We start from the raw sequence: 25,449 nt of genomic DNA on the forward strand, positions 1-25,449 counted from the left end.
AAAATGGGACGAGATGAGAATGTCATTATCTTCAGAGACACAGAGAAGATGTGCAATGAGAACAGCAGGCTTAAAGAATCTATAAGGAAGGCGAGAGATGGTCAGAAACTGATTCTGGCTGGAGAGCCATTGCCCTCTTTTGACAGAAGTAGATATACAGACAGGGTCAGCCTTACTGTATCTAAGAAAAGAACTTTAGAGGCTGCGGCAGCTTATAAAAACATGAGAGTTGCTGTTCATAATTTCGCTTCTGCCACAAATCCTGGTGGAGGTGTAACTAAAGGGTCTACAGCACAGGAAGAATGCCTGTGCAGATGCTCTGCTTTGTATGAAATGCTTAATACGAAGAAAATGTGGGATGGTTTCTATAATCCGCATAGAGCTGCTTCTGATCCGGTTCATAATGATGACATAATATACACTCCGGGAGTTGTGGTGTTTAAGACGGACACAGCAGCTCCTGTTACCATGCCTGAATCGGAGTGGTATGAGGTCGATGTTATTACCTGTGCAGCTCCCAATTTGAGGGATAATCCAAGCAATCCATATAACCAGAATGATGGAATGAGAAAAGTGAAAATTTCAGATAAAGAGCTACTGGAGATTCATGAGAAGAGGCTGAGACGTATATTGGATGTTGCTGCATATAATGATGACGAAGTAGTTGTACTGGGAGCTTTTGGATGTGGAGCATTTCAAAACAAACCTGATGTTGTTGCAAGGGCTGCAGCGAATGTTATAGGAGATTATCTGAATGCATTTAGGATTATTGAATTTGCAGTATATTGCAGTCCCAGAGATTTAAGGAATTATGATGTGTTTAAGAGGGCAATCCATTAGAGGACTTACATGATGAACTGAGTGGAGAATTAGCTATTTTATGGCTTTGAAACTCGACATATACTACGCTAACGTTCTTGACGAAAAGAAGAGAATATGTTATATATAACATAATGAGAGGGGAGACAATTTGTCTGGTTTTCAAGTAAATTTTTATAGAGACATAGACGGCAGTAAGCCTGTTGGATTATTTATTAGGACTTTGGATGTAAAGATGAAGGCCAAGGTTGTGGCTAATCTTCACTTGCTTGAGGAGTATGGCAATCTTGCTAGAGAACCTCTTTCAAAAGAGCTGGAAGATGGTATATTTGAATTACGTAGTGGTGAAGGAAATAACATAGTCAGGATATTGTATTTCTTTGATAAGGGGCAAATCATAATTGCCACTAATGGTTTTGTTAAAAAACAACAGAAAACACCTAGAGGTGAAATAGATTTAGCTAAGCAGAGAAGAACCGACTACCATAGTAGGAAGGAGGCGGGAACGTATGAGTGATCTTCAGGAATTGACCAATGAACTTATGCAGGATCCTGAGTTTAAAAGTGAATATGAGGCACTTCAACCAGAAATGGATATTACAAGAGCGATACTTGATGCAAGAATCCATGCGGGTATGACTCAGTTGGAATTGTCAGAGAAGAGCGGTATAAGTCAAGCGGACATAAGCAGATTGGAGAAGGGTACAAGAAATCCTAGCATTGCGCTTCTTAAACGCCTTGCTGAAGCTATGGACAGTACTTTAAAAATAGAGTTTGTTCCTAAAAAAATGGTAAGATAATAACTTGTTTGGCTTTATGTCAAGATAGAGGTTATAAGAGGAATTAGATCTATTTCTTCTTACGATTAGATAAGAGTAGCCCTGCAAGCAGTGTAAACGGAGGTTGAGGCATGAGCAGTATAAAATACCATTCAGGAGATATAACTAAACTTAAGGTGGATGCAATTGTTAATGCAGCAAATTCAGGTCTGCTTGGCGGAGGCGGAGTGGACGGAGCGATACAATAAGGACAAATAGAATTATTCGGGCTCTGAAGCAGTAATGCTTTAGAGCTCAATTTATGTATAATAGAGATTGAAAGTTCAAAATTATCTTAAAGTATAAAGAACAAAATAGTTAAAAACATAATGTTGAAGGAAAACCGATGTTTTATTTGATTAAGGAAATGCTGGAAGAAGTTACAGCAGAAGAGATAAAGAACGCAAAAGATCAGTATGTTGCAATTCTTACATTTGAGGAATGGAGGAATTGTAGTGGCATATTTGATATGGGAATTGATATGGATATAGAAGATAAAGATATCCTGACTACAAAGGCAGAGGTGAATTATGACTCACTTACAGGTTCATTTGTAATTCCTGATAGAACCAACATGTCAGGAGAGAGTAGCAGATTTGCCTTTGCTCTTGATGAAAAGGGAATCGTATTTATCGATGATTCCGGTGCTGCAGCAAAACTGATAAAAAGGATTAAAAACACTAAGAAATGGCGTATGCCTTCCCTTGAGAGATTTCTTTACGATTTTCTTGACCAGATTGTGAAGGATGATCTACGACTCATGGAACGTTATGACAAAGAGCTTGATGCCATGGAAAATGCCATACTTAATGAAGATGAAAAAATTGCGTCCGGCAGAGTTAATGAGATAAGGAGTAATATCAGGGATCTTCGGATTCATTACGAGCAACTTATGGATTTAGGGCAGGAGTTTGAAGAAAATGAGAACAGCTTTTTCAAGCAGGAAAATATCAGATATTTCAGGCTGTTTCTTAATAGAATGGACAGGCTGCATGATACTTCAACAGCAATCAGGGACTATACCATGCAGATTAGGGATCTTTACAAGGCCCATCTTGATATAAAACAGAATAGGATAATGACTGTGCTTACAGTAGTTACAACAATATTTCTTCCTTTGACGCTTATAGTTGGATGGTATGGAATGAATTTTAGATATATGCCTGAGCTTGAATGGAGATGGGGATATCCTGTGGTTATTGCGATTAGCATTTTAATAGTATTGGTTAGTCTGCTATTCTTCAGGAAAAAGAAGTGGCTATAAACAGGAATAAAGGCATATGAATGGCAGGAGGGAGTCATCATCCGCAAAGCGGATTTTAGGATGTTAATATTGCAGAATAGTATGTTTGATTGAATATTTCAAATAGCGTATAAGTGTATTTGAAATCCAATTTACTGTGGGTGATACTTTTTATGCCTATGGTTTTTCTGCAATACTCAGTCAAAGAAAGATTACTGAGGAATGGTTGTATGAACTTATGCAGGATGGTAGTGCACATCAACTGTTCCTGAGAGAAGGCAGCAATGCACCGGTTCTTGGCGAAACTGTAAAGCTGTCTGCTTCTGAGAAAAGCAGATTTAGTGTTTATTCGGAGGACTTTGCCGGCCAGGATACACAGCTTTTCTTGACAGAAATGAACCGCGGAAAGAAGTATCCTGAGAATTCCAAGCTGATATTTTTGGTAGAAGCCTTCAGCTGGATCATGACTAATATCATCGTCATCAATCCAAACATTGGTATTTCAAATACTGAAGCATACTATAATGATGAATCGTTGGAGAACATAAGCAAACTGATTCAGACTTTTGATACCGGTGTTACCGAGATAAAAACAAGGCAGATTACCATAGATGAGATGGGTAAGATGATCCCCGCAGAGGTTGTTCAGGGAATCTTTTCGCAGTTGAAAGCTCAGCTTCAGATGAGTAACCTTCCAAGCATTCAGATGACCTGGAGAGTTGAAGGCGGTTTCTTTAATATTCGCATTAAGGAGGGAGAAGAACCTGAGATTTCTACTCTTGTTCTTAAGCATGGCAAATCTGTTTTTGACTTTAATTTCTCTGAGGAATCAGATGGAACAAAGAGATTGTTTGATCTGATTGATATGCTCCTTACAGAACGACCTGATACTGTATTTGTTGTTGATGAGTTGGAGCGCAGTTTGCATCCGAAGCTGACAGAACATTTTCTTAAACTTTTCATGGAAGCTCATGATGGTGTAAGAATGCAACTTGTATTTACTACACATGAAGATACAATAATGGATCAGAGTCTTTTCCGTAGTGATGAGATATGGTTCGTTGAAAGAGATGCCGACAATGCCAGCAAGATTTATTCTCTGGACAGATTTAAGGAAAGATATGACAAGAAGCTTAGCAAAGCTTATCTTGAAGGAAGATATGGTGCTATTCCTGTGTTCAGGCAGTTTTCTTTCCGGAAGGGCGCTGAACGTCCGGGGGACGTTCGCCCAGCGCGGACCGAAACGGAGAGGAGATAATGAATATGCCTGTGCATACATATACGAACTGGAACCAGCGTCCATCAGACCGGGAAGAGCAGATTGAGCCATTCAGGAAGTATTTCTTTATCTGTGAAGGAGCAAACACTGAGACCTTCTACTTTAAGCGTTTGATAGATTTAAAGAAAGAGCTTGGAATTCATCCTCTGATAGATATCAGATTATGGGAAAAGACAGAAGAAGACAAAAACATTTCTTTTGCAAAAAGACTTGTTGATTTCGCGGAAGAGCAAAAGAAGAATCCGGATAATGCATTGGCTAAGAAAAACACCAATATTGAAGAGTTCTTCGATGTTATTGATTGGTAAAACAAGGCGTTGCTTAGCAGTATTAATTGCTGTTAAGCGGCGTCTCTTTTTGATATATTAGAAATAGTTTTGGTGGAGGGAATATGGTGCAGGAAGATTGGATATTGAATTTAGAAGACAATGAGTGGCCGCTCACTACAATTGACCATGACAGAATGATAGCCAGGGCAATAGTAGTGGATGATGAGGGCTGCTTTTATTTTGTCAGAGCAAACAGAGATGATGATTTTGGTAAGGCAAGGGAGTAAGTAAAACTATGAATAAGAAAACGATTGCTACTACAATTTACATTCTGGGAATATGTTGTGTACTTTTCTTTGGTGCAAGTGCAGTTATAGGTGGAAATACTGTAAGCAATCCGGAGGCAATGATTCCTTTCACGGAATTTGAGAGAAATATAATAATACTGGGGATAGGATTTATTCCGATGATAGCGAGTTGCTTTTTCATGTTATCAGCTTACAGAATTAAGAATCGCACAAAAAAGATATTAGTTTTTATACCGGGGATTGCGACAGGAATACCTTTTATAATAGGTGCTTGTTTTGTGGTATATTTGCTCTTCCTCGGAATGGTTGATGTTATGGGAATGAAATAATAAGTAGGAGATAGTGGAAAAGTAATGGAACTTCGCAAAATAAATAATGAAGATGCTAAAGCTCAATGGGAATATACCACAGCACTTCCTGAAGATGAGAATGGTCTGACAAATCCTTACAATGGTGTTACTTATGATGAATATACGGAGAAGGTTCTTCCGACACTTATTTCATATGAACATCCTGTAAATATGCCGGATTGGTTTGTGCCTGAAACTTATTACTACTTATGGGATGAGGAAAAGCTGGTAGGAGAGTTCCGCATCAGGCATCATCTTACGGAGGCACTTAGAAATGGTGCCGGACATATTGGCTACAGTATTAAGAGGGATGAGAGAGGAAAAGGCTATGGCACAGCAGGTTTAGAGCTTACTATTGCCGAAGCAAAGAAGATAATTCCAGAGGATGAGATATATCTTCGAGTCAACAAAGACAACATCGCATCTCAGAAGGTCATGATGAATAATGGGGCCTATAGAGCTGGTGAAGATGAGGATCATTATTTTATGAGAATCAAAAAAAGTGTCGGAGGAATAAAATGAACCAAAAAGAAAGAATGCTTGCTAACCTCCCATACAAAGCTTGGATGGATGGGCTTAGCGAAGAGCGGATGGAAAACAAAAAGAGAATATTTAGATTCAACAACCTGGATCCAGAGAGCAGGTCGGAGAAGGACAAGCTTCTTAAGGAAATACTTGGAAAAACAGGAGAGTATGTAAATATAGAAGCACCTTTTCACTGTGATTATGGCTATAACATAGAGGTGGGAGAGAATTTCTTTGCCAATTATAACTTTGTTGTTCTTGATGTTGGAAAAGTCAGGATTGGCGATAATGCCCAGATTGCTCCAAATGTTTCCATATACACTGCCGGGCATCCGATCCATCCTGATTCTCGCAATTCGGGATATGAATATGGTATTGACATAACTATTGGTGATAACGTATGGATTGGTGGAAATACCTGCATTATGCCGGGAGTAACGATAGGAAATAATGTTGTCATCGGAGCAGGAAGTGTCGTTACGAAGGATCTGCCGGATAATGTTATTGCTGTAGGAAATCCTTGCAGAATAATCAGGGAAATCACTGAAGATGACAGGGATTATTATTTCAAAGACAGAAAATTTGATGTGGATGACTACAAGTGATTCGTATGAAAACAATTACCAATACCAGATCACAAAGAGGGAGCTTTGCCAGATTCAACGATTGTCAAAGTGTGGAGATGATGTGATGCAGAACGAAATAATAGAAAAAGCAATTCAATATATAAAGAAATTGTTCGAAGGAAATTCAGACGGGCACGATGCACAGCATACACTTCGAGTATACAAAAATGTGCAGCTGATATCGGAATCATATCCTGAAGCTGATTCCTTAATAACTGCTCTTGCTGCGTTATTACATGATGCTGATGATCATAAGCTTTTCAAGACAGAGAATAATGCCAATGCCAGATCCTTTTTACAAGAGAATGGTGTGCCTGATGAGTCTACAGAAAAAATCTGCGAGATAATAAACGCAGTGTCTTTCAGTAAGAACAAGGGAAAGACTCCGGAAACACTTGAGGGCAAGATTGTGCAGGATGCAGACAGACTTGATGCTATTGGCGCAATAGGAATTGCCAGAACCTTTGCTTATGGAGGAAAAGCAGGAAGGTCTCTTGATGATTCAGTGCAGCATTTTTATGATAAGCTTCTTCTGCTCAAAGATGAGATGAATACTGAGGCTGCTAAGGAAATTGCTAGAATGAGACATGAATACATGGAAGGATTTCTGAAGGAATACTATGAAGAAATCAGGTGCGAGTAAGGTATGGATTTTTGGACAGTTGGCTAACAATCTGTAAAAAATATTATTGACAGTGAATTATCAGTCAATTATACTTACAACTAATAATTTTCAGAAAGGTAGATGCTATGGAAAGACTTATTCTCGTCACAACATACATGGTCACCAATAAGCCCGTGAATGATAATCAGGGGTTTGATTTTGATATGTATGATGAGGATAAGATTAAGTGTAGGGCATAGTTAGAGTTTTATAACTGATATAGTTTACAAGGCCTCATCAAGCGAGAGTTTGATGAGGCCTTTTTTTCGGAGGTGTCTATGAGAATAAATGAACAGAAATACATTATACCTGATGGGCGAGAAATCGTGATTAAGAGCGCAGGGCCAGAGGATGCATTGAAGGTAAAGCTTCATAGGGAAGCAACTTCTGCTGAGACGCACTTTTTGGCAAGAGAGCCTGAAGACGGTCAGTTCAATCTAGAGAAGATTACAGAGATTCTTGGAAGCGTTGCTGAAAGCGACAGAGACTTCATGGTAAGTGCTTATATTGAAGATGAGTTGATCGGAGATCTTGGTGTAACACTCATAAGGCCACATATTTGAGTGAGGAGGAGTGAACGATGCGCGAAGAATTTTATGATGATAAGACAGAACCAATAATAGAACTTAAACAATTTTATGGAGAACAAAAACATCTTGTAGATAAATGCCTAATCATTTTTTCAAAAGTAATTCATGACCACATCCTGGAGAAATTTGATTGTGTAGAAATCGGTTCGCTTGGTGCATGTAATGGAAGAATACCTATCTATTGTCTTGAGTACAAAGGTGAAAAGATAGCATTTTACTTAACGGGAATAGGCTCTGCTTTTGCTTCAGGCGCTTGTTATGAAGCACATTGGGTAATCGGAGCAACAAAGTTTATTATGTTTGGTTCCTGTGGAAGCCTTGATCCGGAGCAGACCACCGGAAGATTTATCATTCCAACAGAGAGCTATAGAGGTGATGGCGCTTCATATTACTACGCTCCGGCAAGTGACTATATTGATATTAAGGGGCGTGAAAAAATAGAGAGCATTTTTACAGAGCTTAAGGTTCCATATGTTAAAGGCCGTGTTTGGACAACGGATTCCATGCTAAGAGAGACAAAAGGACTTGTTGCCAAAAGAAAAAAGGAAGGCTGCATAGCTGTAGAGATGGAACTTGCAGGAGTTCAGGCTTTGTGTGATTTTTATGGACTTGAACTTTATAATTTCCTTGAAGCTGGTGATGTACTTGCAGATAGTGGATATGAAGTGGAAGCGCTACATGCTGCAAACCATGATCTGGGTAAGTTCTACATTGCTTTGGATATTGCCGTAAGGATATGATTATATTTGGGTTCCGCGTTACGGGAAAAGAAAGAGATCGCCTGCTTGCATATTGCGAGAAGATGAATCTCGCTCAAGCCCAGATTTTTAAGGAAGCACTTGAGCTTCTGTATAAGACCAAGCCATAATGAAAGCTGTTTCTTCTTATAATAAGGAGGAACAAAATGGCACAGAGCAGAAAACTGTGTTGCCATAGTAAAGCGTATGATGCCACAGATGAAGATATATATGCAATGCTAAAAAATGTGGGATACTATATTGAATACATAGATATTGCCCGGGATAAGGACAGGATCGAAATGACAGCAAAGGTTGATGGAGAGCCACTGGGTTTTCTTAAGAGAATAGCGTGAATTCTTATAGATCGCTCTTATAGATCTTTAGAACGAATATTCGAATATACAGGTGTGATTATAGGACAGCATATTTTATAGAATATACTCAGAAGCAGAAAACTCGCAGTAGTTTAGAGAGGAGTATTCCTATGAAATATGCTGTTTTAGATTTAGAGATGTGTATGGTTCCTAAGGTATATAGGAAAAATGGCTATAAGTATCGTCAGGAAACTATTCAGATTGGAGCAGTTCTTCTTGATGAGGACTATGAGATTATCGATGAGTTCAATACATATGTTAAACCTAAATTTGGTTATATAGACAGCTTTATTGAGAATTTGACTGGTATTTCTCAGACAGATGTTGAGAATGCTCCTTGCTTTGAAGATGCTTTGGAATCTTTCCTGGATTGGCTGCCGGCAGATGATGTCAGATGTGTATCCTGGAGCAATTCTGATCCTAAGCAGATTATCCGTGAAACATTTGAAAAGGGTATAGAGGATGATCGCCTTGAGATTATCTTTGCAAACTGGATTGACTGTCAGAAGACCTTCGGACGGAAGATGGATAGAAGAATGGCATATAGCCTTGAGGAAGCGCTTTTTATATCTAACATAGCACCTGAAGGAAGAGCACATGATGGACTTGTTGATGCTGCCAACACAGCAGTTCTTTTCACAAAGCTGGAGACAGATCCTGATTACAGGCTCAATGAGCTGTATGAGACTGCTAGAAAAGAAGATGTCGACCATCTGAGTTTCTGCATGGGAGATCTGTTTGCAGGATTAGCGTTGGCATGATTAAGGAGGAACAGAGTTATGGCAATTGAGAGAACAATACGTGTCACCGGTAAAGGAAAACTTAAAGTAAGGCCTGATATGACAAGGATAACTATTACTCTGGAAGGCGTGAAAAAAGAATATTCCAGTACATTGAAACAGTCATCAGAGGATACAGAAGAATTAAAGAAAATACTGAAGAAGCATGATTTTTCAAGTGAGGATGTTAAGACTCTTTCTTTTAACGTTGAAGTTGAGAATGAGAGTTACCATGACAAAAATGGTGATTGGAAAAGTAGATTTGTTGGATATAGATTCAGGCATGTTCTCAAGGTTGATTTTGTGTCTGATAATGACAGGCTCGGAAAAATTTTATATTCTCTCGCTAATGCATTGATAATTCATCCTGAGTTCAGAATCAGTTTCTTTGTGAAAGATGAGACGGCTGCGAAAAATGAACTGCTTGGCAAGGCTGTAAAGGATTCAAGGGATAAAGCTGAAATATTGACCGCAGCTGCAGGAGTAAAGCTTGGAGATATACAGACTATTGATTATTCCTGGGGTCAGATCAATATGGAAATAGCGCCTATGCACATGGATATGCTCTGTTGTGAAACTGCAAAGTGCAGTACGGGCGGTTATGATATGGATATTGAGCCTGATGATATCGATATAACTGATACAGTTACGGTTGTATGGGGAATATGCTAAAGATTGATGAGGGGAATACAGAATGGAATACATTGATTTTGCATTAAGAAGTTTTATAGGAAGTCATTCTGATATTATTGTGTTATGGATTGGATATATTGAACTGACAGCCTTTTTATCGGTGCTATTGCATATAGTTCTGTTCAAGAATGAGCTAAAGAAGGATTATCCGGATATTCCTTATAATCAGGATACGGGATGGCTTCATGGAGAGTAACATGATATAGAAATAAAGGCATGTATTTTGTTTAAGTGGATATGTAACTGGCAACTCAAAAGGATTATCTTGTATATAGAGATATTACACCGTTTTCAGAGAAGTAATGGAGGGCGGGATCATGAAGAAGACTATAATTACTCTTGTGACAGCATTCGCTGTAGCGATTACCATATTTGCAAGTATACCGCTGAATGTTGGCGCATATAACAGCCAGTGTGCAAAATCTGGATGCACCAGGAAAAGAAGCACCGGAAGCATATATTGTTATGTCCATAAGTCATCTACGAGTTCTTCAAGTAGCTCATATTCTAGCAGTACCAAGTCCTATACAAGTACTTCCGTAGGGCATTGCGCTAAGTCCGGATGCACCAGGAAGAGAAGTACAGGAAGTATCTACTGCTACGAGCATAAGCCTGCCACAACATCAAGCAGTAGCTCTTCATATAGTAGCAAGAAGAGCACTTCAAAGAAGTCATATTCAAGATCCAAGAAGAAATATGATTCCTATGATGTATACGATTATAAATCTGCTCAGGATTTTGCTGATGACAAGTATGAAGAATTCTACGACTATGAAGATGACTACGATGATGAAGACGAGGCATATGATGCAGCTGAAGATTATTGGAATGATCATCACTGATGGGAAAGGAGTTTGTTATGAAGGGACCTTTTGATGATATGTTTGGAAATACTCCATTTGATCTGAATAATGACGGGCATATAGATGCCGGTTTTGATGCTGACGATTTTGATGATTTTGATTTTTAAGCTATTTACAAATAGTTGTTTTTGTTTGTCATAATGCATATCCGAATGAAATGATCCATCCTCTGGGTAGTAGGGTATGTAGCCACAGGGCATTTAGTCTGGTAGGGGATTTTGTGAGAGATCAGCCGGGCTGTACTCCTTTCTAAAATAAATGGCGCCAATAATCTTCAGAAGTTGAAGATTACTGGCGCTTTGTTACGTTAAAAAACGTTAAAAAAATCAATCGAAAATCACATGATAATAATTATATAAATCCAATGAAAACGATATTGGGATATTTCTAGGTGATGTATAACATAATTACAGAGAGGACAACAAAACGAATAGATAGAAAAAGCGATGAAAATTGTGTTTTAGAAACTCGGGAAGTACTATCATAAGCTCAGAAAGAGAAAACGGGCAGCCAAACGGCTAACATATACCACACACAACCAAGAAAGGGGTAAATATTATGAGATTTAACGATGTTCAGGATACAAGAAAAGCAGAAGTTAAGAGAGAGCAGAGAAACGAAGCATTCCGCAAAATGTATGATGATTGCCTTGAGAAGCTTTCAGCATTCTACAATAAAGAGAAGATGACAGTTGCTTTTGGAGCAACATTCACACTCTGATTTTCATAAACAAGAATATGGATTTATCCACCCGGAGCAGTGATTGCTCCGGGTTTTTTATGGTATCATCAATACTATGAAAAAAGGAGCTGAAGATATATGATGTTTCCATTTGATGATCCGTTTGATGCGGATATTTTTAATGAGGATTATAACGATGATGAGGACGCTATTGCCAGAAGGAGGGAAATAGCTGGAATCATGATCGAAGACATGATAAGTAAGGAACAGGGGAATGAGGTGGCACCGGATACCACGGGTGTGGATTATTTCTTTCTTACAGACTTCATCACCGAGGATATGGGGATGGATTTTGCCATCATTGAGCAGGATTTCCTTGATAAATGCAGGGGAAGACTGAAAGAGTTCAATGAAGTCGGATGGTATGGTGATGTTTCATTCAGACTGAGGAGCCCACTTGAGTGCATGCATAACAAGATGATGATGCTCATTTACAATGGGGCGAAGCTTGGGGATGAATACTGTGTAGAGCTTTTGAAATATCTTTACAAAACTTATCATAAGGATGAATACAAAAGCCTCAAAAGGTTCCGGACCATCAGGACGGAGGAGATATTTGGTCTTGCGGAGGATGAATTTGGTGGATGCGATTTTACCATAATCGGCAGGATCATGGGCATGTGCCCTTTCATGAATATCGAGTTCCATGAAAATTGCTCCGTTTTATATAAGCTGCTCTTAAAACGAAGGGATGCCTGGATAAAGGATGACGAGGAAGTCTGCGAATACCTGGAGTTTGATCATAAACTTTTCCTGGAATGTGCACATCAGGTAGATGAGTGGCTTGATGCACCCGAGAGAAAGGGACTGCCATTTGAAAGGCTGAATAAGCAGTATTTGGAGATGCGTGATTTTGCCGGGGCATGTCTGAGAAATCAGGGATATGCAGATGATTATGTCGAGCACTGTATGGAAAATTATATGGGCATAAGAGTGCAGATGGCACGGACACTGGCAGTACTTAAGACGCAGCATCCAAATAAGGAGTATACCTTTGAGCAGGTACAGCGTTTCACTAATGTTTATGACATTGTTGCGGCGCTGACAGATATAGCTGAATGTGTGGAATATGAGATCGGATATCTTACAGGTGATCAGGTTGATCCGATTGATGTAGAGGATTCCTTGTTCAAACCGGAGAATGTTGTCGTAAGGAATGCGCAAAAAAAGGAAGTCAAAAAGCAGATCATTCATGTGGCTCCTGTGAAAAAAGGCAATGTCAGTGAAGATGAATACATTAAGGAAATAGCTGAACTCAGGAGCAAACTTCATGAGAAGGAACAGGAAAACAAGTATCTGAGAGAGCAGTATAGGGTTGCAAAGAAATCATCTGAGGAGTCTGAAGAACTTATCAGTAAGTATGAAGAAGACCGTGCAGAGCTCATAGCTTTGCGCGAATATGCCTACAAGTCAGAGCATGATGAGCCTGTATCTGAGGATGCAATTCCTGATATGAAATCAGCTATTGCAGAGAAGAATGTTGTTATCATCGGAGGTCATGTAAGCTGGCAGAATAAGCTGAAGGCACTTTTCCCTAATTGGATGTTCATAGCTCCTGATGCCTATAAGACGGTTGATGGCAAGATGCTTGAGAATAAGGATATGGTGTATTTTTACACGGATTACATCAACCATATCAGCTATAAGAAGTTCATTGCTGCAGTCAGGGAGAGGAAGATACCGTTCGGATACCTTGGAAGTAATAATGTTGATAATGTAGTGAATCAAATCTATGGAGATCTTGGGTGATGAAAGAGCTGCGAAGTACTCTTGCAGAAATTGAAAAAAGAAAAACTACAGGAGAGTATAACCTTAACGCCAGCATTGAAGTGGAGAAAAAACTGAAGGCTGTCGTGGATCTTGACTCATTTGATAGTGATACGCTTAAGCTTATCCTGGACAGGGTACTGATAAAGGCAGACGGTACAGAAGAATCTGATATTGATATAGCGGTATTTGGAAATCAGTCAAAAGGTAAGGTATTAACTTCAAAGCAGTTTATGAAGTTTGCAGATGAACTTGCTGAGTTTGATGATTTTCTTCAGAGTTATGACATTTTGTATTTTAAGACTGGAAAAGAAGATAATTCAGCAATAATGGCTGAGATCAATAAGGGAGAAGTGCTGTATGTCAGGGAGTAATTATCCATTAAAAATTGCTCAGATAAAAGCTGAAAGGAAAATGTATAAGCATTCGCTAAATGAACTGATTAAGTACGCACAGTCTCTTGGAGTGAACGTCATTATTCCGAAATACATATTAGACAAGAGGCTGCTCATTACTTCCTGGGAAGCTGATGGTAGATATGATGTACATATGACTGTAAAAATCACACAGTTAGAAAAGGCATTTTTGGAAATAGAAGCTTGGTGCGATGATCTTTCCAAGAACGGATACAAGTAAAAATAGAATACAATGATTGTCAAAAGCTCGCATTCATACAGGGATGGCGGGCTTTTTCTTCGGAATTTTATAGGCTAAAATGACACAGTCAAGCAAGGAAAACAACAGGGTAGTGATAAAGGCAGATGGTACAGAAGAATACATATGGAAAGACCTGGAAATAGTGTGATGGCTATTTAAGCCGAAGGAACATTAGAGTAAATATCGGTAAAAATATAATAATTACCAAGAATTGCTCGAAAAAGTGTGGCGATCAGCATGGATTTATAGCTGTAATGAGGAGGAATACTTGAGAGATTAGGAAATATAGCTTAGGTTTTGCGGCCATGGGAAAGAAATGATTTTTTTTCTCATGGCCGCTTTTCTGATTCTGTTTGATTGTATAATGTTGGAGAACTTATATTACAGCTTAACTGGCTGGATATCCGTGCTGGTAAGTTATATAATTCTCTGTGAGCTTGTGCAATAGCATAAGAAAAAAGTATTGTTTGGAGGAAAACATAAATGCCATATGAAGCAGATTTTTTTTGTGATTATAAGGGGTTAAAGAAGGCGACAAGAGCTAGGCTGATTACTATGCTAAAGGAATACTGGTGGTTATTTCTCCTTATTTACATAGCTATGCCGGGCAAATTAATCATATCCGGCATAATGAAGAATAATGCCAGCGATATTTTCGCAGGTGCAAGTGCCCCAATTTTTCTAATAGTTGTCTATGCTTTTGTAATTGATTTCAGTGTTCGCAGACAGGTAAAGACCAATAAAGCCCTGGGAAATTTAAATGTGCACTACACCTTCAATGAAGAAGATTTCGAGTGGACATCTCCAAAGGTTAGCGCCAGATCAAATTACAGCGCTATCTACAGGATTGTCGAGGACAAAAACTTCTTTTTCCTTAAGCCCTCAGCGAGACAGATAATGATAGTTCCAAAAGAAAACTGTTCGTCTGAGCTGATAGCTTTCCTGAAGAATAAAAAGACTGAGATAAACTGCAATAAGAAAAAAATGCTTTAAGACATAAAGAAAAGCTTTATCTTTCAGTAAAACGCTCCATCTGCCAGGAAGTTGGTGCATAATACCGGAAGTTATTATCAATAATACAAGTGAAATGGAGAGAAGAGAGGTTTTTTACTACGATTTGGGAAGAGCCTCTTTTTTTCTTTGCATGGAAATAGTATCATTGAGAAGCTGTGTTTATATGTTTTGGGAGGAAAGTTTTTTATGGGTGAAAAGAAAGTAACAGGCTTTGATTTTTTATGGTGTGCGCTGTATGCATGTGCGGCTTTTGCAATAGAATTGCTGGTCCAGTTTGTTGAAGGGAAGATGGGGGTTGATGTAAGTAACTACAGTACATATCAAAACATAATTCATTGGGTAACAACTACAGTATTGTGGATCATTGCTGGAATTATAGTAATATATATCGGAAAGAAAACAACAGATTTTGATATCTGGGAGCACTGTGAAAAAATAAAGGGATGGCAATACGTGGCTCTCTTGCTGTGCTTCGCAGTAAATATCATTGCGAAGTATTTGGATTGGAATGGTTTTAAAGTTCTTATTGAATGGAATTCTAAGGAACCGATTTTGTTCATATTCCAATATATTTATTATCTGGCAGAAGGATTCCTTATTTCTCTTGTAATTGTCTACGGTCAGAAGGCATTTGAGAAATGGTTTAAGAACGATAAGATTCCTTATGGTGGAATTGTTCTTGGACTTATATGGGGATTGTTCCATATATTGACTAAAGGTAGCGTGCTTGTTGGGATTTTTTCTGCAGTGGCTGGTTTTCTATTTGGAACAGCATATATTTTTACAAATAAAGATTATAGAAAAGCATTACCTATCATTACGCTACTGTTCATTTTATAAATTCAATGGTACTGCAAATATAACATAGAACTTTATGATTAAGTGCATCTCTTCGGAGCTGCACTTATTTTTGTGGAGAAAAATATTATGGCAGCAACAAGACTTATATCATTACACATTTGCGATACGCTTGCTGAAAAGATAAGCGACTTATGAGAACAAGTTCAATATGCCAGAAAAATGGCCGTTTGACAGTGCAATTACTGTCAAATGGCTCTTTTTCTGTTATAGTAAAAATATGTTTTTGTTGGAGGGTGTTGGTGAAGGCTGTTCTAATTAGACATGGTAAAGTGAATTTTAGATGGGAATCTTGGTACACAGCTCATCAGTTTGATGAAGCTTGCATGCAATACGATCAGGCTCCTGTTATGAAGACAGGCTATTCTATACCAGATTCTAAGTTTTCCAGATACTACATAAGTACCCTGTCAAGGACCAGGGAAACAGCTCAGAATATCTTTGGTGTGCAGGATTATATTGCTACAGATCTGATTAATGAAGTCCCCTTATCTGCAAGTTTTAATACTGAGGCTAAACTACCATTACTATTTTGGAATATCACAGGCAGGATTCAATGGTATTTCAATAATGACAGGCAGAAAGAAGGCGGGTTACAGACAAAGGAAAGAGCTAAGCAGTTTGTGCATATGCTTGTTGATAAGAATGAGGACTGCGTGATAGTTACACATGGCTTTTTCATGCATACACTTGTGTCTGAGCTTAAAAATGCTCATTTTAGCATTGATAATAGATCGATGAAATATGATAACGGTGAGTGCGTAATTGCGAGATTATAAATACAAGGATAGGAAATAAGATTTAGAGAGATATTACAGTGAAGATATATTTTGCAAGACATGGACAAACAGATTGGAATATTCAGAGGAAAGTGCAGGGCACAACGGATATTCCGCTAAACGAAAATGGCATTCGCCAGGCTCAGGAGTTATGCAAGAACCTGGAGGACAGAAAGATCTCTTTTGAAAAGATATATACAAGCTATCAGGCAAGAGCAGTAAAGACTGCTCAAATAGTAGATGAGCATTTTCATTCAGGGTATGAAGTGGTACAAGGCTTAGAAGAAATGAATCTGGGCTTGTTTGAAGGACATAACTGGGATGAGATTTTGTCTATGTACGCAGAAGAGCACAAACAGTGGATGTCTAATAAAAGATACAATCGAGCTCCAAACGGGGAGTCTTATCAAATGGTCATGGAAAGACTATTTGGAGCACTAGATCATATTTTTGAGAAGCATGATACTGACTCGGATAAGAATCTACTAATAATATCACATGGGGCAGTTATAATGACTCTTCTTGCTATGAAGAGAGATATCCCTTTTGAACAGTCACACACGATTGAGGTTGAAAATGCAACTCCGATAGAATTCAGCATTGAGGAGTTGAAAGAGATTAGAAAAAAGTTATGAGCAAGGTATTATAGTTCTGGCGCAGAATGGGTCCAGATAGCATATGAGTATAAAAAACGAGTGAGGTAAGCAATGAAACAATATATTGTTGATGCTTTTACAAACAAACCTTTTTCCGGGAATCCGGCGGCAGTTTGTGTAATGGATAAATGGCCGGAAGAAGATTTCATGATGAAGCTCGCGATGGAGAATAATCTGAGCGAAACAGCATTTATAGTCAAGGAGGAAGAGGGCTATCACCTCAGATGGTTTACTCCGGGATCTGAGGTTGAACTATGCGGTCATGCGACTCTGGCCTCCTCTTTTGTGATATTTAACTACTTTGAGCAGAATAAGGATGTAATAGAATTTAATACTCTCAGCGGAAAACTAACAATTGCTAGAAAAGGTAAACTCTATGAGATGGACTTTCCCACATATGAGCAGCAGGAGATACCAGTGACAGATGATATGGAAAGTGCTTTTGGAGTGAGACCCATTAAGGCAATATTGGGACCTGATCTTGTATGCATTTTTGAATCTGAGGAGAAGATCCGAAACATGCAGCCGAATCAGAGTAAACTTGCTGAGCTACCCGGCCGTGGGCAGGATGTTACTGCAAAGGGAACAGATACAGACTGTGTATCACGTAGCTTCTTTCCTAAACTTTTGGTTCCTGAAGATCCCGTGTGCGGTTCTGCACATTGTCAGATAGCAGATTACTGGTCAAAAGAACTGGGAAAATCAGAGATTCATGCATATCAGGCATCAAAAAGAGGTGGTCATCTATACTGCAAACTGCTTGAGAACGGAAGAATAAAAATAAGTGGAGAAGCTACTTTGGTTGCTATCTCAGATATTGTTGTTGATTTTTAACTTCTAGGATAATGGCTTATGGAATTAAGAAGACTTAGAGACAATGAAATATAATTATTACAGGATTTTCTGTATGAGGCAATCTATATTCCGGAGGGTGTAGAGCCACCTGCCAGAGAGATTATATATCAGCCTGAACTGAAGATTTAGGATTCCTTGATATGTGTGATGCAGAAGATGCATCAAATGAACAGTTTTGTTACAGATGGCAAAAAGAGAGGGATTCAATCTCAATAAATATAAAAAATAATGAGATAGATTATTATCAGTGGTTTCATAGTATATGTAAGGGAGAACAGAAGAAATGAAAATTGACGCAAGAACAATGGAATGGATAAGAAAACCGAACGTATGCAATATTACTGAGGATAAAGTAACAATCACAACTGAGCCTTTTACTGATCTTTGGCAGAGGACATATTATCATTTTAGGAATGATAATGCACCTATTTTACAGATGAAGTCAGAGGAACAGTTCTTTTCATTTGTAGTGAGGACAGACTTTGATACTAAGGTTCGCTATGACCAGAGTGGAATTATCATGTATCTTGACAGTGATAATTGGATCAAGGCTTCAATGGAATATGAAAATGAGGAAATCCAGAGACTTGGCAGTGTAGTGACCAACAATGGTTATTCTGACTGGTCTTCAACTGATATTGATGCAAAAATAAAATCTGTGTGGTTCCGATTCAGCAGACGTGAGGATGATTTCTGCATAGAAAACTCGTTTGATGGGGTTACATTTAAGCAGATGCGCATCTGTCATATGTTTAATGTAAAAAATGAAATTGCCTTTGGTATATATGCTTGCAGTGCTGAAAACTCATCATTTAAGGCAACATTCACGGATATGGAACTTACAGAATGCAAATGGCTTGCCCATGATGGTCAGCAGCCAGACTAATGATGTGTGTGAATTTATGTATGCGCACCTGTATCTGCAATTCTTTGATAAAAAGGCACAGATAAAGTCTCTAGGTTCAGTTATGCTCTACGAGGTAAATCAGGGAAGGATTGGTCTTGGACAGTGTATAGATGAGCAGCTCCTTGAAATGGGCATAAAAGATTCTGACCTAGATGCAGTGCTTGTCACCCACCTTGACTGCGACCATGCAAACGGCCTTAAGCAGGTAAAGAACGCCAAGAAGTTCATGGTTTCTGCTGATGAAGTGAAGTTTGCAAATAAGATAACCAACAAGGTACGTTACTACAAAGGATGGTGGGAAGGTATCGACCTTACCGAATTTGAATGGAATGATAATCAGGGACCTGTAGGAAAATCTTTTGCACTCATGACTATTGGCAAGATGAGAAGCAGAGGAGTGTGTAAAATAAATCCTCTTACCATTGCAGTAACTGTTGTTGAGGATATTTGCGATACGCTTACAGAAAAGATAAGCGACTTATGAGAACAAGTTCAATATGTCAGAAAAATTGCCGTTTGACAGCACTATTTACTGTTAAATAGCTCTTTTTCTGTTATAGTAAAAATATGTTTTGCTGGAGGGCAATTATGGAATTTGGGGAAATTTCTATTAAGGATAAACTTGGCAGAACTGTAATACTGAGAAATGCAAGGCCGGAAGATTCAGCGGCTCTTATAGAGTATCTGAGAACGACTAGTGCCGAGACTCCTTATCTGATCAGAGAACCTGAAGAAATCACAATTACAGAGGAACAAGAGAATCAATTCATTCAGGCTAAGATAGATGCAGAGCGTGAGCTTATGCTTGTTGCCTTTATTGATGGTAAGCATATCGGTAATTGCTCCCTTATGAGCATTGCACCATATAAGAGGTACAGCCACAGGTGTGATGTTGCAATTGCTCTATACAAAGAATTCTGTGGATGCGGTATAGGGAAAGCTATGCTTCAGACTGTACTTGATGTTGCGAAGAACATAGGCTATGAGCAGGCAGAGCTTGAAGTAATGGCAGAGAATAAGGATGCCATTGCAATGTATGAGAAACTGGGATTCGAAAAGTTTGGCACGTTTCCTGAAAACATGAAATATGCTGATGGATCCTATATGGATGCATATTGGATGATGAAGAAACTCTGAGAAATGACAGATTGCGGATAAAACATCTGCAAATCGGCAGTTTGGAGAGGTAAACATGAACCATAAAGGAACAGTAGTGATCGAAACTGAAAAGCTTATTCTTCGTCCGTTTATAGATGAGGATGCTCAGGCTGCATTTAATAACTGGGAAAGTGATGAGAGAGTAACAGAATTTTTGAGATGGCCAACTTATCACGATGTAGAGGATACAAAGAGAATCATACACGAATGGGTACAACAATATGCTGATCCAACATACTATCAGTGGGCTATTGTTTTGAAATCACTTAATGAACCAATCGGGAGTATATCTGTTGTTGATCAGGATGAAAAAACAGATAAAGTGCATATCGGCTATTGTATAGGAAGTAGATGGTGGCATATGGGTATTACAAGTGAAGCTTTAATAAAGAACGGTAGATTATGGAGAGAAACGTATGGGAGCTTTAATTATTTGGCTTGTAATAATGGTTCCAGTCAGTGCATTACTTACAGGACTTGGAATCTTTGCCTGGAAAAGGTAGAAACCCATGTGGTTTTGGTCGGGGCAGACAGTTGAAGAAGATGAGATAGCCGATGTAAAGGCATACAACAGAGCTAACGGCATAATGTGGATTGCATTTTCTTTACTTATGTGGATTTCTACGGTTTTGGCATTCTCCAGCATGAAGCTGGCAGGGATAGTAATATGAGCTTTTGCTTTGAAATCTTTATTTTTTTCTGCCGGCCTTTTTATCCCAGACGTCTGCCGTCGTCCCGATGACGTCAGATGTAAAAGGAGTTCCGTCATTTTTCTCAAAATGCTCCTGCGCTCTCTTCACATACTTAAAGCCGATGTACAGAAGCGGAATGTTACAGTAAGCGATCAGGATATTGGCAAAATCTGACAGATCCCACAGCGCACCCAGATCCATTCCAACTATGGATGTAAGCATTCCAAAGCAGATAACTGCAATATCAATTATACGTACCAAATTTATAAATGCGGTACTCTGGCTTATCCTGTTGGCACAGATCTCAGAAAAAGACATAAACCCAAGAAGACAGGTAAATGCAAAAAGTCCGAAGCACAAAGATACAAGTAAAGTAACCAGGCTGTTAAAGGACGTTCCCGGAGTGAGCTCTGCCACAGATGCAAGAAACTTTGGAAGCTTACCCAGTTCAAACCAGGTTTGCGGATATCTGCAAAATTGGGCTGATGCTGTTATAGTCCGTTACCCAGATATTACTATGCTTGATAAAATGGCTGCAGCTATGACAATACCAGTTATAAATGCACTGACAAATGATAACCATCCTTGTGAAATGATGTCTGATTTATATGCACTCTCAAAAGTCAGAGCTGATTACCTTAAGGATGAGTATTTGTTTGTAGGGGCAGATGGAAATATAGGGAGAGCCTGGAAAGAAGCTTCAGAGGCACTCGGATTTTCATTAACTCAGAGTAGTCCTGCAAAGTATCAAATCTCTGGAATTGCTTGTAATGATAACTTGAAGAATGCGCTTGAAGGTAAAGATATTATTTGTACGGATTCCATTTCTTCAAACATGATAGGGGAATTTAAAGATTATCAGATTTCTAAAGACTTGATGGGAGTAGCAAATAAAGGCGCTATCCTAAATCCATGTCCGCCATTTTATAGAGGCGAAGAAGTAACAGAAGATGTAATTGATTCTGATTACTTTGTGGGATATGAGTTTAAACAGAGTTTATTAAAAGTGCAGCAGGCGATAATGATATATTGTCTGTTAAATTAATGAAATTGATGGGGCGAAATGAAAACAGAAAAGTATCAACGAAAGATAAATGATGTCATTTCCAAATGTCCAATAGAAGCTGGGGTAGAGATCCTCGTGTATAATCTTTTGGATGAGTGTGTAGATGAAGAAATATTTTCAGTGGTTGATATCAACAGAATATGCAAAGGAAAAGACAGCAGATTGACAACGGAGGCTGGAATTCCGGATATCGCCGTAGTATCTAAAGATTTTAGATTTGCAGAAACCGCTCTAGGAAATGTTTATGGCCTGGTAGAAGTAAAGGCGGCGGGAGTTTCTGTGAGGGTAACAGACCAGTCTAGCGGAGAGGCCAAGAAAGCAAAGCATTTTATATATACTAATGGCTTGGTTTGGAAATTCTATGAAGATGGTGATAATAAGGCGGTTTTCAACCTTATCGAAGGAAAGAAAAAACCTCATTCAAAAAGCTCAATTGTATTAGACCAAGTCGAGTTTAAAAACTTGCAGGACTATTTGTTGAATATAAAATGGAAATAGCAATGAATTCATAATGAGGAAATAAGCAGTGAAAGACAATCATTAATTGATAACAAGATTATTTATATTGCTCTTTACTGTATCTGCTTCTGTAAAAAATGTAATATGAGTATTGCCCCTCACGTTCCGTCACAAGCTAAGATGAATATATCATGAAAACAGGATGGCGATATAATCTGCAGCTATATGGCTATTTTTCTGTTCAAGCTGAGTTATGCTTTTTACTAAATTTTACGAGGCTTCTGGCATAGTACCCACCATCATGCCAGAAGCCTCAAACTAATATAGAGAGTCTAAATTTCAAGCTGTTAGGCTATCGCAAATGATGGAATGATTCCCGGCTCTTTATTGCATACTCTACAGGTGGCGACGGCACCTTCAACAAACGATACCCATTATACCCCGGAACAGGATATCTTAAGTCTCCTGGGAGATGAATACAATATTTGAATATTTGTTATTCGGTCCAGGGAAGTTTGATGTTTGGAAGCTCCAATTCATTCACATCCTGCAGGTCGTACACGATTCCATTTTCCTCCAGCTCCTTCAGAAAGGCATTCACAAAAACAGGGCTTGAAAATGTCTGGAGAAAATCAAGGGTGAAACGTCCATTCACCGCGGATATTTCTACAGTTAAGCCATCGGTCGCCGAGGAGGTCCAAGCCCGGAAATCACGGATATACTGCTCGGCTTCATGATAGTTGGCCTTGCCAACATAACTCACTGTGGCCGTCATGACCCTGGCAGCCAGAGCACTGATATAGCTTGTCACGCCCAGGCGCTCCTGGTCGTTTTCTTTGGAGAGAATAAGGCCATTGATCCCTTTTATGGAGGCTACTCCCATCAGAACATTTTCCTCCTGATTCTGTGCTAAGACCATACCTCTGTAAGCGGTGGCCTGCTGGTCAAGAGGCCAGTCGCGCATTTTATCCTTGTATTCCAGCATAATGCCGCCGACCAGACTTTGATGTGCCGCAGGTGCGTGAAGTGCCTTTCTTTGATTCACGCACAGTGTGATGCGGATGATGTCATTCGCATCCGGGAACAGCTTTGCAATGGCCCGGCTGAGCAGCAGAGAGACCATGGTTCCGGGGCTGCCATCGTTGTCCAGATTGAATTTCATGAACTCGGATTCAGATATGGCGATGCTGTAAACAGTACGCCGGTGATCCTCCTCCAGTCCTGCAGATGCGATCAGATTCAGCGCGTCTGACATCTCTTCGTTGCGTCTGGGGGTCGGAAGATCGGTTCTGTTCGCCACGGGGTCGATCCACTCCTCCTTAGGAATTTCATCACCAACCAGGCGGATGCCATCTTCCTTCAGTCTGACGTCATACCGCTCGGAGCAATAGTAATAGAGGAGCGTACGCACTATCTCATATGCGCCTGTCCCATCTGTCATGCCGTGGAATACATCCAGAATGATCCAGTTATCCTGCCAGCAAAACGCGATCATATGATAATTGGAATCCTCGGAATTTAAAGCCACGCCGTGAAGCGAGTGGGTGACGACAACAGGCCGATGGTTTTCTGCGAATATGTACTGGTTATCCCTTTTTTGCAATTCAACGCAAAAATAGGGGTATCTTTGCATGGTGGTATCTACGGCATGGCGGAGTATGTCCGGATCGATCAGATCTCGCATACGAATCCGTATTCTGATTTCATTGGGTCTTTCTTTGCTTGTTACATATAACGGACGTAATTCCAGAAACAGCTTCTGTTCCATATGAGCCTCCATATATACTGTTTTGATAGAATAATAATAGTTCAGGTACAGCCCGCTTTCAAGTTATAACGGCGCTGTCATTTTTTTAAGAAAGTATTAATGGAAATTTAACGTAATGATAATAATGGCATACGGTAAACTGATAAAATAATAATGCAATCAGGGAAATAGCCGATAGAAATATGGTAAAACCTGTGTGACGATAAGCAATATGATAGGAAAGGGAACCCTAATTATAATAATAATAATAACTTAAACTTCGCACATAAAAAAGTGCTTTAGAACGTTGATAATTCAATAAGAACTGGCATTTTTAAAGGCGTGAAGCCTCTGCATTTGGTATAATTTAAGTACCACCAAAAACCATCCCAAAGGAGACTCACGCCTTGGCTAAAATTATATCACAGAACGACTACGATTCTAAGCAGATTACTGATTCTATCAGATACTTTTTTGAACGTTTTCACTTATCAGCTGTTCTCAAAGCATCCAATGCAAAGAAGTCGAAAGGCGTCACACCGCTCCAGATCGTGAGTTATGCCTTTGCTTTGGTTTTTAGAAACAAATCTATGTACATGGACATGGTTCTCGGAAATAGCGAATTATCTTTTGCCAAAGATACATACTATCGTTTTATGAATAGCATCAGCATAAACTGGATTCGTTTCACAACACTACTTGCCGCCAACATCTGTAAGGAATCTATTGCACCTGCTAAGTCTGAAGACAGAGTTAATGCACTTATCATTGATGACTCCACTTATTCAAGGAGCTGTTCCAAAAAGGTAAGAAATATGAGTGAAAGAGGTAAGTATGGCATCAACTAAAGAGTACCTGGATTTTATATTAGAACAGCTTTCGGGGCTTGATGAAATAACATATAAGGCAATGATGGGCGAGTACATCATCTATTATCGAGGCAAGATCGTTGGTGGTATCTATGATGACCGCTTCCTTGTAAAGAACGTAAAGGCAGCCATAGACAAGATGCCTGACGCTGATCTGGAGCTTCCTTATGAAGGAGCAAAAGAGATGCTGCTTGTGGATGATGTTGATAATAAGGAGTTTCTGAAAGAGCTTTTTGAAGCAATGTATGATGAACTTCCAGCGCCAAAGAAAAAGAAGTGAGGAG

At 39.1% G+C, this 25,449-nt stretch carries 39 protein-coding genes and 1 pseudogene; 38 read left to right on the plus strand and 2 right to left on the minus strand.

Annotation, left to right across the window (positions count from 1 at the left end; all coding sequences use genetic code 11):
• Positions 1-3: 3 nt before the first annotated feature.
• The 34 genes and pseudogenes from G602_RS0109805 to G602_RS30315 all read left to right on the plus strand — a co-directional run bounded on the left by G602_RS0109805 (position 4) and on the right by G602_RS30315 (position 21,003).
• Entirely contained in the window at positions 4-840 is an 837-nt protein-coding gene (locus G602_RS0109805) for a TIGR02452 family protein (RefSeq protein WP_026658857.1), read from the plus strand.
• Between the two features lie 130 nt (positions 841-970).
• Positions 971-1,336, plus strand: coding sequence for a type II toxin-antitoxin system RelE/ParE family toxin (locus G602_RS0109810; protein ID WP_026658858.1), 366 nt, complete (start codon positions 971-973; stop codon positions 1,334-1,336).
• Positions 1,329-1,619 (plus strand): helix-turn-helix domain-containing protein, encoded by a 291-nt coding sequence (locus G602_RS0109815; RefSeq protein WP_026658859.1) that lies wholly within the window; start codon positions 1,329-1,331, stop codon positions 1,617-1,619. Before G602_RS0109810 ends, G602_RS0109815 begins: the two co-directional genes overlap by 8 nt.
• Before the next feature lie 364 nt (positions 1,620-1,983).
• Positions 1,984-2,901: a magnesium transporter CorA family protein gene (locus G602_RS0109825; RefSeq protein ID WP_026498250.1), complete on the plus strand. Its 918-nt coding sequence runs from the start codon at positions 1,984-1,986 to the stop codon at positions 2,899-2,901.
• A 205-nt stretch (positions 2,902-3,106) separates the two neighbouring features.
• On the plus strand, positions 3,107-4,138 hold the full coding sequence (locus G602_RS26060; RefSeq protein ID WP_242835562.1) for an AAA family ATPase: 1,032 nt from the start codon (positions 3,107-3,109) through the stop codon (positions 4,136-4,138).
• A 5-nt stretch (positions 4,139-4,143) separates the two neighbouring features.
• The gene (locus G602_RS26065; protein WP_081675965.1) at positions 4,144-4,467 is read left to right on the plus strand and encodes an RloB domain-containing protein; all 324 of its coding nucleotides are present in this window, start codon (positions 4,144-4,146) and stop codon (positions 4,465-4,467) included.
• Between the two features lie 83 nt (positions 4,468-4,550).
• Positions 4,551-4,715 (plus strand): hypothetical protein, encoded by a 165-nt coding sequence (locus G602_RS30300; RefSeq protein WP_196808638.1) that lies wholly within the window; start codon positions 4,551-4,553, stop codon positions 4,713-4,715.
• A gap of 8 nt (positions 4,716-4,723) precedes the next feature.
• Positions 4,724-5,065: a hypothetical protein gene (locus tag G602_RS0109845; RefSeq protein WP_026658860.1), complete on the plus strand. Its 342-nt coding sequence runs from the start codon at positions 4,724-4,726 to the stop codon at positions 5,063-5,065.
• 24 nt (positions 5,066-5,089) lie between these two features.
• Positions 5,090-5,608, plus strand: a complete 519-nt coding sequence (locus tag G602_RS0109850) for a GNAT family N-acetyltransferase (protein ID WP_026658861.1) — start codon at positions 5,090-5,092, stop codon at positions 5,606-5,608.
• Positions 5,605-6,216 carry a sugar O-acetyltransferase gene (locus G602_RS0109855; RefSeq protein WP_026658863.1) on the plus strand — a complete coding sequence of 204 codons (612 nt, stop codon included), beginning with the start codon at positions 5,605-5,607 and terminating at the stop codon, positions 6,214-6,216. Before G602_RS0109850 ends, G602_RS0109855 begins: the two co-directional genes overlap by 4 nt.
• Positions 6,161-6,880, plus strand: a complete 720-nt coding sequence (locus tag G602_RS0109860) for an HD domain-containing protein (protein WP_330369126.1) — start codon at positions 6,161-6,163, stop codon at positions 6,878-6,880. Before G602_RS0109855 ends, G602_RS0109860 begins: the two co-directional genes overlap by 56 nt.
• Before the next feature lie 299 nt (positions 6,881-7,179).
• A complete protein-coding gene (locus G602_RS26070; protein WP_044931765.1) occupies positions 7,180-7,464 on the plus strand; it encodes a hypothetical protein in 285 nt (94 codons plus the stop codon).
• 17 nt (positions 7,465-7,481) lie between these two features.
• On the plus strand, positions 7,482-8,231 hold the full coding sequence (locus G602_RS0109875; protein WP_026658865.1) for a nucleoside phosphorylase: 750 nt from the start codon (positions 7,482-7,484) through the stop codon (positions 8,229-8,231).
• On the plus strand, positions 8,228-8,359 hold the full coding sequence (locus tag G602_RS31725) for a hypothetical protein (protein ID WP_256374973.1): 132 nt from the start codon (positions 8,228-8,230) through the stop codon (positions 8,357-8,359). The genes G602_RS0109875 and G602_RS31725 overlap by 4 nt, the downstream gene beginning before the upstream one ends.
• A 36-nt stretch (positions 8,360-8,395) precedes the next feature.
• A complete protein-coding gene (locus G602_RS0109885) occupies positions 8,396-8,584 on the plus strand; it encodes a hypothetical protein (RefSeq protein WP_026658866.1) in 189 nt (62 codons plus the stop codon).
• Between the two features lie 131 nt (positions 8,585-8,715).
• Positions 8,716-9,366: a 3'-5' exonuclease gene (locus G602_RS0109890; protein ID WP_026658867.1), complete on the plus strand. Its 651-nt coding sequence runs from the start codon at positions 8,716-8,718 to the stop codon at positions 9,364-9,366.
• A gap of 18 nt (positions 9,367-9,384) precedes the next feature.
• A complete protein-coding gene (locus G602_RS0109895) occupies positions 9,385-10,056 on the plus strand; it encodes an SIMPL domain-containing protein (RefSeq protein ID WP_242835564.1) in 672 nt (223 codons plus the stop codon).
• Positions 10,057-10,078: 22 nt separating this feature from the next.
• Positions 10,079-10,273 carry a hypothetical protein gene (locus G602_RS0109900; RefSeq protein ID WP_026658870.1) on the plus strand — a complete coding sequence of 65 codons (195 nt, stop codon included), beginning with the start codon at positions 10,079-10,081 and terminating at the stop codon, positions 10,271-10,273.
• A 121-nt stretch (positions 10,274-10,394) separates the two neighbouring features.
• Positions 10,395-10,919 carry a hypothetical protein gene (locus G602_RS0109905; RefSeq protein WP_026658871.1) on the plus strand — a complete coding sequence of 175 codons (525 nt, stop codon included), beginning with the start codon at positions 10,395-10,397 and terminating at the stop codon, positions 10,917-10,919.
• A 579-nt stretch (positions 10,920-11,498) separates the two neighbouring features.
• Positions 11,499-11,660: a hypothetical protein gene (locus tag G602_RS30305; protein WP_155829783.1), complete on the plus strand. Its 162-nt coding sequence runs from the start codon at positions 11,499-11,501 to the stop codon at positions 11,658-11,660.
• A gap of 99 nt (positions 11,661-11,759) precedes the next feature.
• Positions 11,760-13,430, plus strand: coding sequence for a hypothetical protein (locus G602_RS0109920; protein ID WP_026658872.1), 1,671 nt, complete (start codon positions 11,760-11,762; stop codon positions 13,428-13,430).
• The gene (locus tag G602_RS0109925) at positions 13,430-13,822 is read left to right on the plus strand and encodes a hypothetical protein (RefSeq protein WP_026658873.1); all 393 of its coding nucleotides are present in this window, start codon (positions 13,430-13,432) and stop codon (positions 13,820-13,822) included. The genes G602_RS0109920 and G602_RS0109925 overlap by 1 nt, the downstream gene beginning before the upstream one ends.
• On the plus strand, positions 13,809-14,084 hold the full coding sequence (locus tag G602_RS0109930) for a hypothetical protein (protein ID WP_026658874.1): 276 nt from the start codon (positions 13,809-13,811) through the stop codon (positions 14,082-14,084). Before G602_RS0109925 ends, G602_RS0109930 begins: the two co-directional genes overlap by 14 nt.
• 504 nt (positions 14,085-14,588) lie before the next feature.
• A complete protein-coding gene (locus G602_RS0109940) occupies positions 14,589-15,098 on the plus strand; it encodes a YcxB family protein (protein ID WP_026658875.1) in 510 nt (169 codons plus the stop codon).
• 207 nt (positions 15,099-15,305) lie between these two features.
• A complete protein-coding gene (locus G602_RS0109945) occupies positions 15,306-15,959 on the plus strand; it encodes a hypothetical protein (RefSeq protein WP_026658877.1) in 654 nt (217 codons plus the stop codon).
• Between the two features lie 260 nt (positions 15,960-16,219).
• The gene (locus G602_RS0109950; protein WP_026658878.1) at positions 16,220-16,756 is read left to right on the plus strand and encodes a histidine phosphatase family protein; all 537 of its coding nucleotides are present in this window, start codon (positions 16,220-16,222) and stop codon (positions 16,754-16,756) included.
• A gap of 38 nt (positions 16,757-16,794) precedes the next feature.
• Positions 16,795-17,391 carry a histidine phosphatase family protein gene (locus tag G602_RS0109955; protein ID WP_026658879.1) on the plus strand — a complete coding sequence of 199 codons (597 nt, stop codon included), beginning with the start codon at positions 16,795-16,797 and terminating at the stop codon, positions 17,389-17,391.
• 72 nt (positions 17,392-17,463) lie between these two features.
• Entirely contained in the window at positions 17,464-18,246 is a 783-nt protein-coding gene (locus tag G602_RS0109960; RefSeq protein ID WP_026658880.1) for a PhzF family phenazine biosynthesis protein, read from the plus strand.
• A 69-nt stretch (positions 18,247-18,315) separates the two neighbouring features.
• A pseudogene (locus tag G602_RS32210) lies at positions 18,316-18,390 on the plus strand (GNAT family N-acetyltransferase); the annotation flags it as partial.
• 160 nt (positions 18,391-18,550) lie between these two features.
• A complete protein-coding gene (locus tag G602_RS0109970; RefSeq protein ID WP_026658881.1) occupies positions 18,551-19,153 on the plus strand; it encodes a DUF1349 domain-containing protein in 603 nt (200 codons plus the stop codon).
• Complete coding sequence (locus tag G602_RS30310) at positions 19,131-19,658, plus strand: MBL fold metallo-hydrolase (protein ID WP_196808639.1); 528 nt, start codon at positions 19,131-19,133, stop codon at positions 19,656-19,658. Before G602_RS0109970 ends, G602_RS30310 begins: the two co-directional genes overlap by 23 nt.
• A 104-nt stretch (positions 19,659-19,762) precedes the next feature.
• The gene (locus G602_RS0109980; protein WP_026658882.1) at positions 19,763-20,311 is read left to right on the plus strand and encodes a GNAT family N-acetyltransferase; all 549 of its coding nucleotides are present in this window, start codon (positions 19,763-19,765) and stop codon (positions 20,309-20,311) included.
• 55 nt (positions 20,312-20,366) lie between these two features.
• Entirely contained in the window at positions 20,367-20,870 is a 504-nt protein-coding gene (locus tag G602_RS26080; RefSeq protein WP_049945164.1) for a GNAT family N-acetyltransferase, read from the plus strand.
• The gene (locus G602_RS30315; RefSeq protein WP_155829787.1) at positions 20,842-21,003 is read left to right on the plus strand and encodes a hypothetical protein; all 162 of its coding nucleotides are present in this window, start codon (positions 20,842-20,844) and stop codon (positions 21,001-21,003) included. Before G602_RS26080 ends, G602_RS30315 begins: the two co-directional genes overlap by 29 nt.
• Before the next feature lie 18 nt (positions 21,004-21,021).
• Here the strand turns inward: G602_RS30315 and G602_RS29800 are convergent, their stop codons facing one another.
• On the minus strand, positions 21,022-21,384 hold the full coding sequence (locus G602_RS29800; protein WP_242835566.1) for an alanine:cation symporter family protein: 363 nt from the start codon (positions 21,382-21,384) through the stop codon (positions 21,022-21,024).
• On the opposite strand from G602_RS29800, the gene G602_RS26090 reads away from it, so the two are divergent.
• A complete protein-coding gene (locus G602_RS26090; RefSeq protein WP_242835574.1) occupies positions 21,290-22,069 on the plus strand; it encodes a peptide transporter in 780 nt (259 codons plus the stop codon). The two genes, G602_RS29800 and G602_RS26090, sit on opposite strands and share 95 nt — an antisense overlap.
• An 18-nt stretch (positions 22,070-22,087) precedes the next feature.
• Positions 22,088-22,588 (plus strand): hypothetical protein, encoded by a 501-nt coding sequence (locus tag G602_RS0110005; RefSeq protein WP_026658885.1) that lies wholly within the window; start codon positions 22,088-22,090, stop codon positions 22,586-22,588.
• A 457-nt stretch (positions 22,589-23,045) separates the two neighbouring features.
• On the opposite strand, the gene G602_RS0110010 is transcribed toward G602_RS0110005, so the two are convergent.
• Positions 23,046-24,317: a hypothetical protein gene (locus G602_RS0110010; RefSeq protein WP_026658886.1), complete on the minus strand. Its 1,272-nt coding sequence runs from the start codon at positions 24,315-24,317 to the stop codon at positions 23,046-23,048.
• 386 nt (positions 24,318-24,703) lie between these two features.
• Here G602_RS0110010 and G602_RS26095 point away from each other — a divergent pair, with 386 nt between their 5' ends.
• Both G602_RS26095 and G602_RS0110020 read left to right on the plus strand, forming a co-directional pair.
• Positions 24,704-25,144: a hypothetical protein gene (locus G602_RS26095; RefSeq protein ID WP_044931777.1), complete on the plus strand. Its 441-nt coding sequence runs from the start codon at positions 24,704-24,706 to the stop codon at positions 25,142-25,144.
• A complete protein-coding gene (locus tag G602_RS0110020) occupies positions 25,131-25,445 on the plus strand; it encodes a TfoX/Sxy family protein (RefSeq protein WP_026658887.1) in 315 nt (104 codons plus the stop codon). Before G602_RS26095 ends, G602_RS0110020 begins: the two co-directional genes overlap by 14 nt.
• Positions 25,446-25,449 lie beyond the last annotated feature (4 nt).

It is taken from the genome of Butyrivibrio sp. AC2005 (genome assembly GCF_000424145.1).
Lineage (GTDB): Bacteria > Bacillota > Clostridia > Lachnospirales > Lachnospiraceae > Butyrivibrio.

Coding starts and splice junctions, on each gene's coding strand:
- G602_RS0109805 (WP_026658857.1), top strand. CDS start 4: ATGGGACGAGATGAGAATGTCATTATCTTCAGAGACACAGAGAAGATG.
- G602_RS0109815 (WP_026658859.1), top strand. CDS start 1,329: ATGAGTGATCTTCAGGAATTGACCAATGAACTTATGCAGGATCCTGAG.
- G602_RS0109825 (WP_026498250.1), top strand. CDS start 1,984: ATGTTTTATTTGATTAAGGAAATGCTGGAAGAAGTTACAGCAGAAGAG.
- G602_RS26065 (WP_081675965.1), top strand. CDS start 4,144: ATGCCTGTGCATACATATACGAACTGGAACCAGCGTCCATCAGACCGG.
- G602_RS30300 (WP_196808638.1), top strand. CDS start 4,551: ATGGTGCAGGAAGATTGGATATTGAATTTAGAAGACAATGAGTGGCCG.
- G602_RS0109845 (WP_026658860.1), top strand. CDS start 4,724: ATGAATAAGAAAACGATTGCTACTACAATTTACATTCTGGGAATATGT.
- G602_RS0109850 (WP_026658861.1), top strand. CDS start 5,090: ATGGAACTTCGCAAAATAAATAATGAAGATGCTAAAGCTCAATGGGAA.
- G602_RS0109855 (WP_026658863.1), top strand. CDS start 5,605: ATGAACCAAAAAGAAAGAATGCTTGCTAACCTCCCATACAAAGCTTGG.
- G602_RS0109860 (WP_330369126.1), top strand. CDS start 6,161: ATGACAGGGATTATTATTTCAAAGACAGAAAATTTGATGTGGATGACT.
- G602_RS26070 (WP_044931765.1), top strand. CDS start 7,180: ATGAGAATAAATGAACAGAAATACATTATACCTGATGGGCGAGAAATC.
- G602_RS0109875 (WP_026658865.1), top strand. CDS start 7,482: ATGCGCGAAGAATTTTATGATGATAAGACAGAACCAATAATAGAACTT.
- G602_RS31725 (WP_256374973.1), top strand. CDS start 8,228: ATGATTATATTTGGGTTCCGCGTTACGGGAAAAGAAAGAGATCGCCTG.
- G602_RS0109885 (WP_026658866.1), top strand. CDS start 8,396: ATGGCACAGAGCAGAAAACTGTGTTGCCATAGTAAAGCGTATGATGCC.
- G602_RS0109890 (WP_026658867.1), top strand. CDS start 8,716: ATGAAATATGCTGTTTTAGATTTAGAGATGTGTATGGTTCCTAAGGTA.
- G602_RS0109895 (WP_242835564.1), top strand. CDS start 9,385: ATGGCAATTGAGAGAACAATACGTGTCACCGGTAAAGGAAAACTTAAA.
- G602_RS0109900 (WP_026658870.1), top strand. CDS start 10,079: ATGGAATACATTGATTTTGCATTAAGAAGTTTTATAGGAAGTCATTCT.
- G602_RS0109905 (WP_026658871.1), top strand. CDS start 10,395: ATGAAGAAGACTATAATTACTCTTGTGACAGCATTCGCTGTAGCGATT.
- G602_RS30305 (WP_155829783.1), top strand. CDS start 11,499: ATGAGATTTAACGATGTTCAGGATACAAGAAAAGCAGAAGTTAAGAGA.
- G602_RS0109920 (WP_026658872.1), top strand. CDS start 11,760: ATGATGTTTCCATTTGATGATCCGTTTGATGCGGATATTTTTAATGAG.
- G602_RS0109925 (WP_026658873.1), top strand. CDS start 13,430: ATGAAAGAGCTGCGAAGTACTCTTGCAGAAATTGAAAAAAGAAAAACT.
- G602_RS0109930 (WP_026658874.1), top strand. CDS start 13,809: ATGTCAGGGAGTAATTATCCATTAAAAATTGCTCAGATAAAAGCTGAA.
- G602_RS0109940 (WP_026658875.1), top strand. CDS start 14,589: ATGCCATATGAAGCAGATTTTTTTTGTGATTATAAGGGGTTAAAGAAG.
- G602_RS0109945 (WP_026658877.1), top strand. CDS start 15,306: ATGGGTGAAAAGAAAGTAACAGGCTTTGATTTTTTATGGTGTGCGCTG.
- G602_RS0109960 (WP_026658880.1), top strand. CDS start 17,464: ATGAAACAATATATTGTTGATGCTTTTACAAACAAACCTTTTTCCGGG.
- G602_RS0109970 (WP_026658881.1), top strand. CDS start 18,551: ATGAAAATTGACGCAAGAACAATGGAATGGATAAGAAAACCGAACGTA.
- G602_RS30310 (WP_196808639.1), top strand. CDS start 19,131: ATGATGGTCAGCAGCCAGACTAATGATGTGTGTGAATTTATGTATGCG.
- G602_RS0109980 (WP_026658882.1), top strand. CDS start 19,763: ATGGAATTTGGGGAAATTTCTATTAAGGATAAACTTGGCAGAACTGTA.
- G602_RS26080 (WP_049945164.1), top strand. CDS start 20,367: ATGAACCATAAAGGAACAGTAGTGATCGAAACTGAAAAGCTTATTCTT.
- G602_RS30315 (WP_155829787.1), top strand. CDS start 20,842: ATGTGGTTTTGGTCGGGGCAGACAGTTGAAGAAGATGAGATAGCCGAT.
- G602_RS0110005 (WP_026658885.1), top strand. CDS start 22,088: ATGAAAACAGAAAAGTATCAACGAAAGATAAATGATGTCATTTCCAAA.
- G602_RS0110010 (WP_026658886.1), bottom strand. CDS start 24,317: ATGGAACAGAAGCTGTTTCTGGAATTACGTCCGTTATATGTAACAAGC.
- G602_RS0110020 (WP_026658887.1), top strand. CDS start 25,131: ATGGCATCAACTAAAGAGTACCTGGATTTTATATTAGAACAGCTTTCG.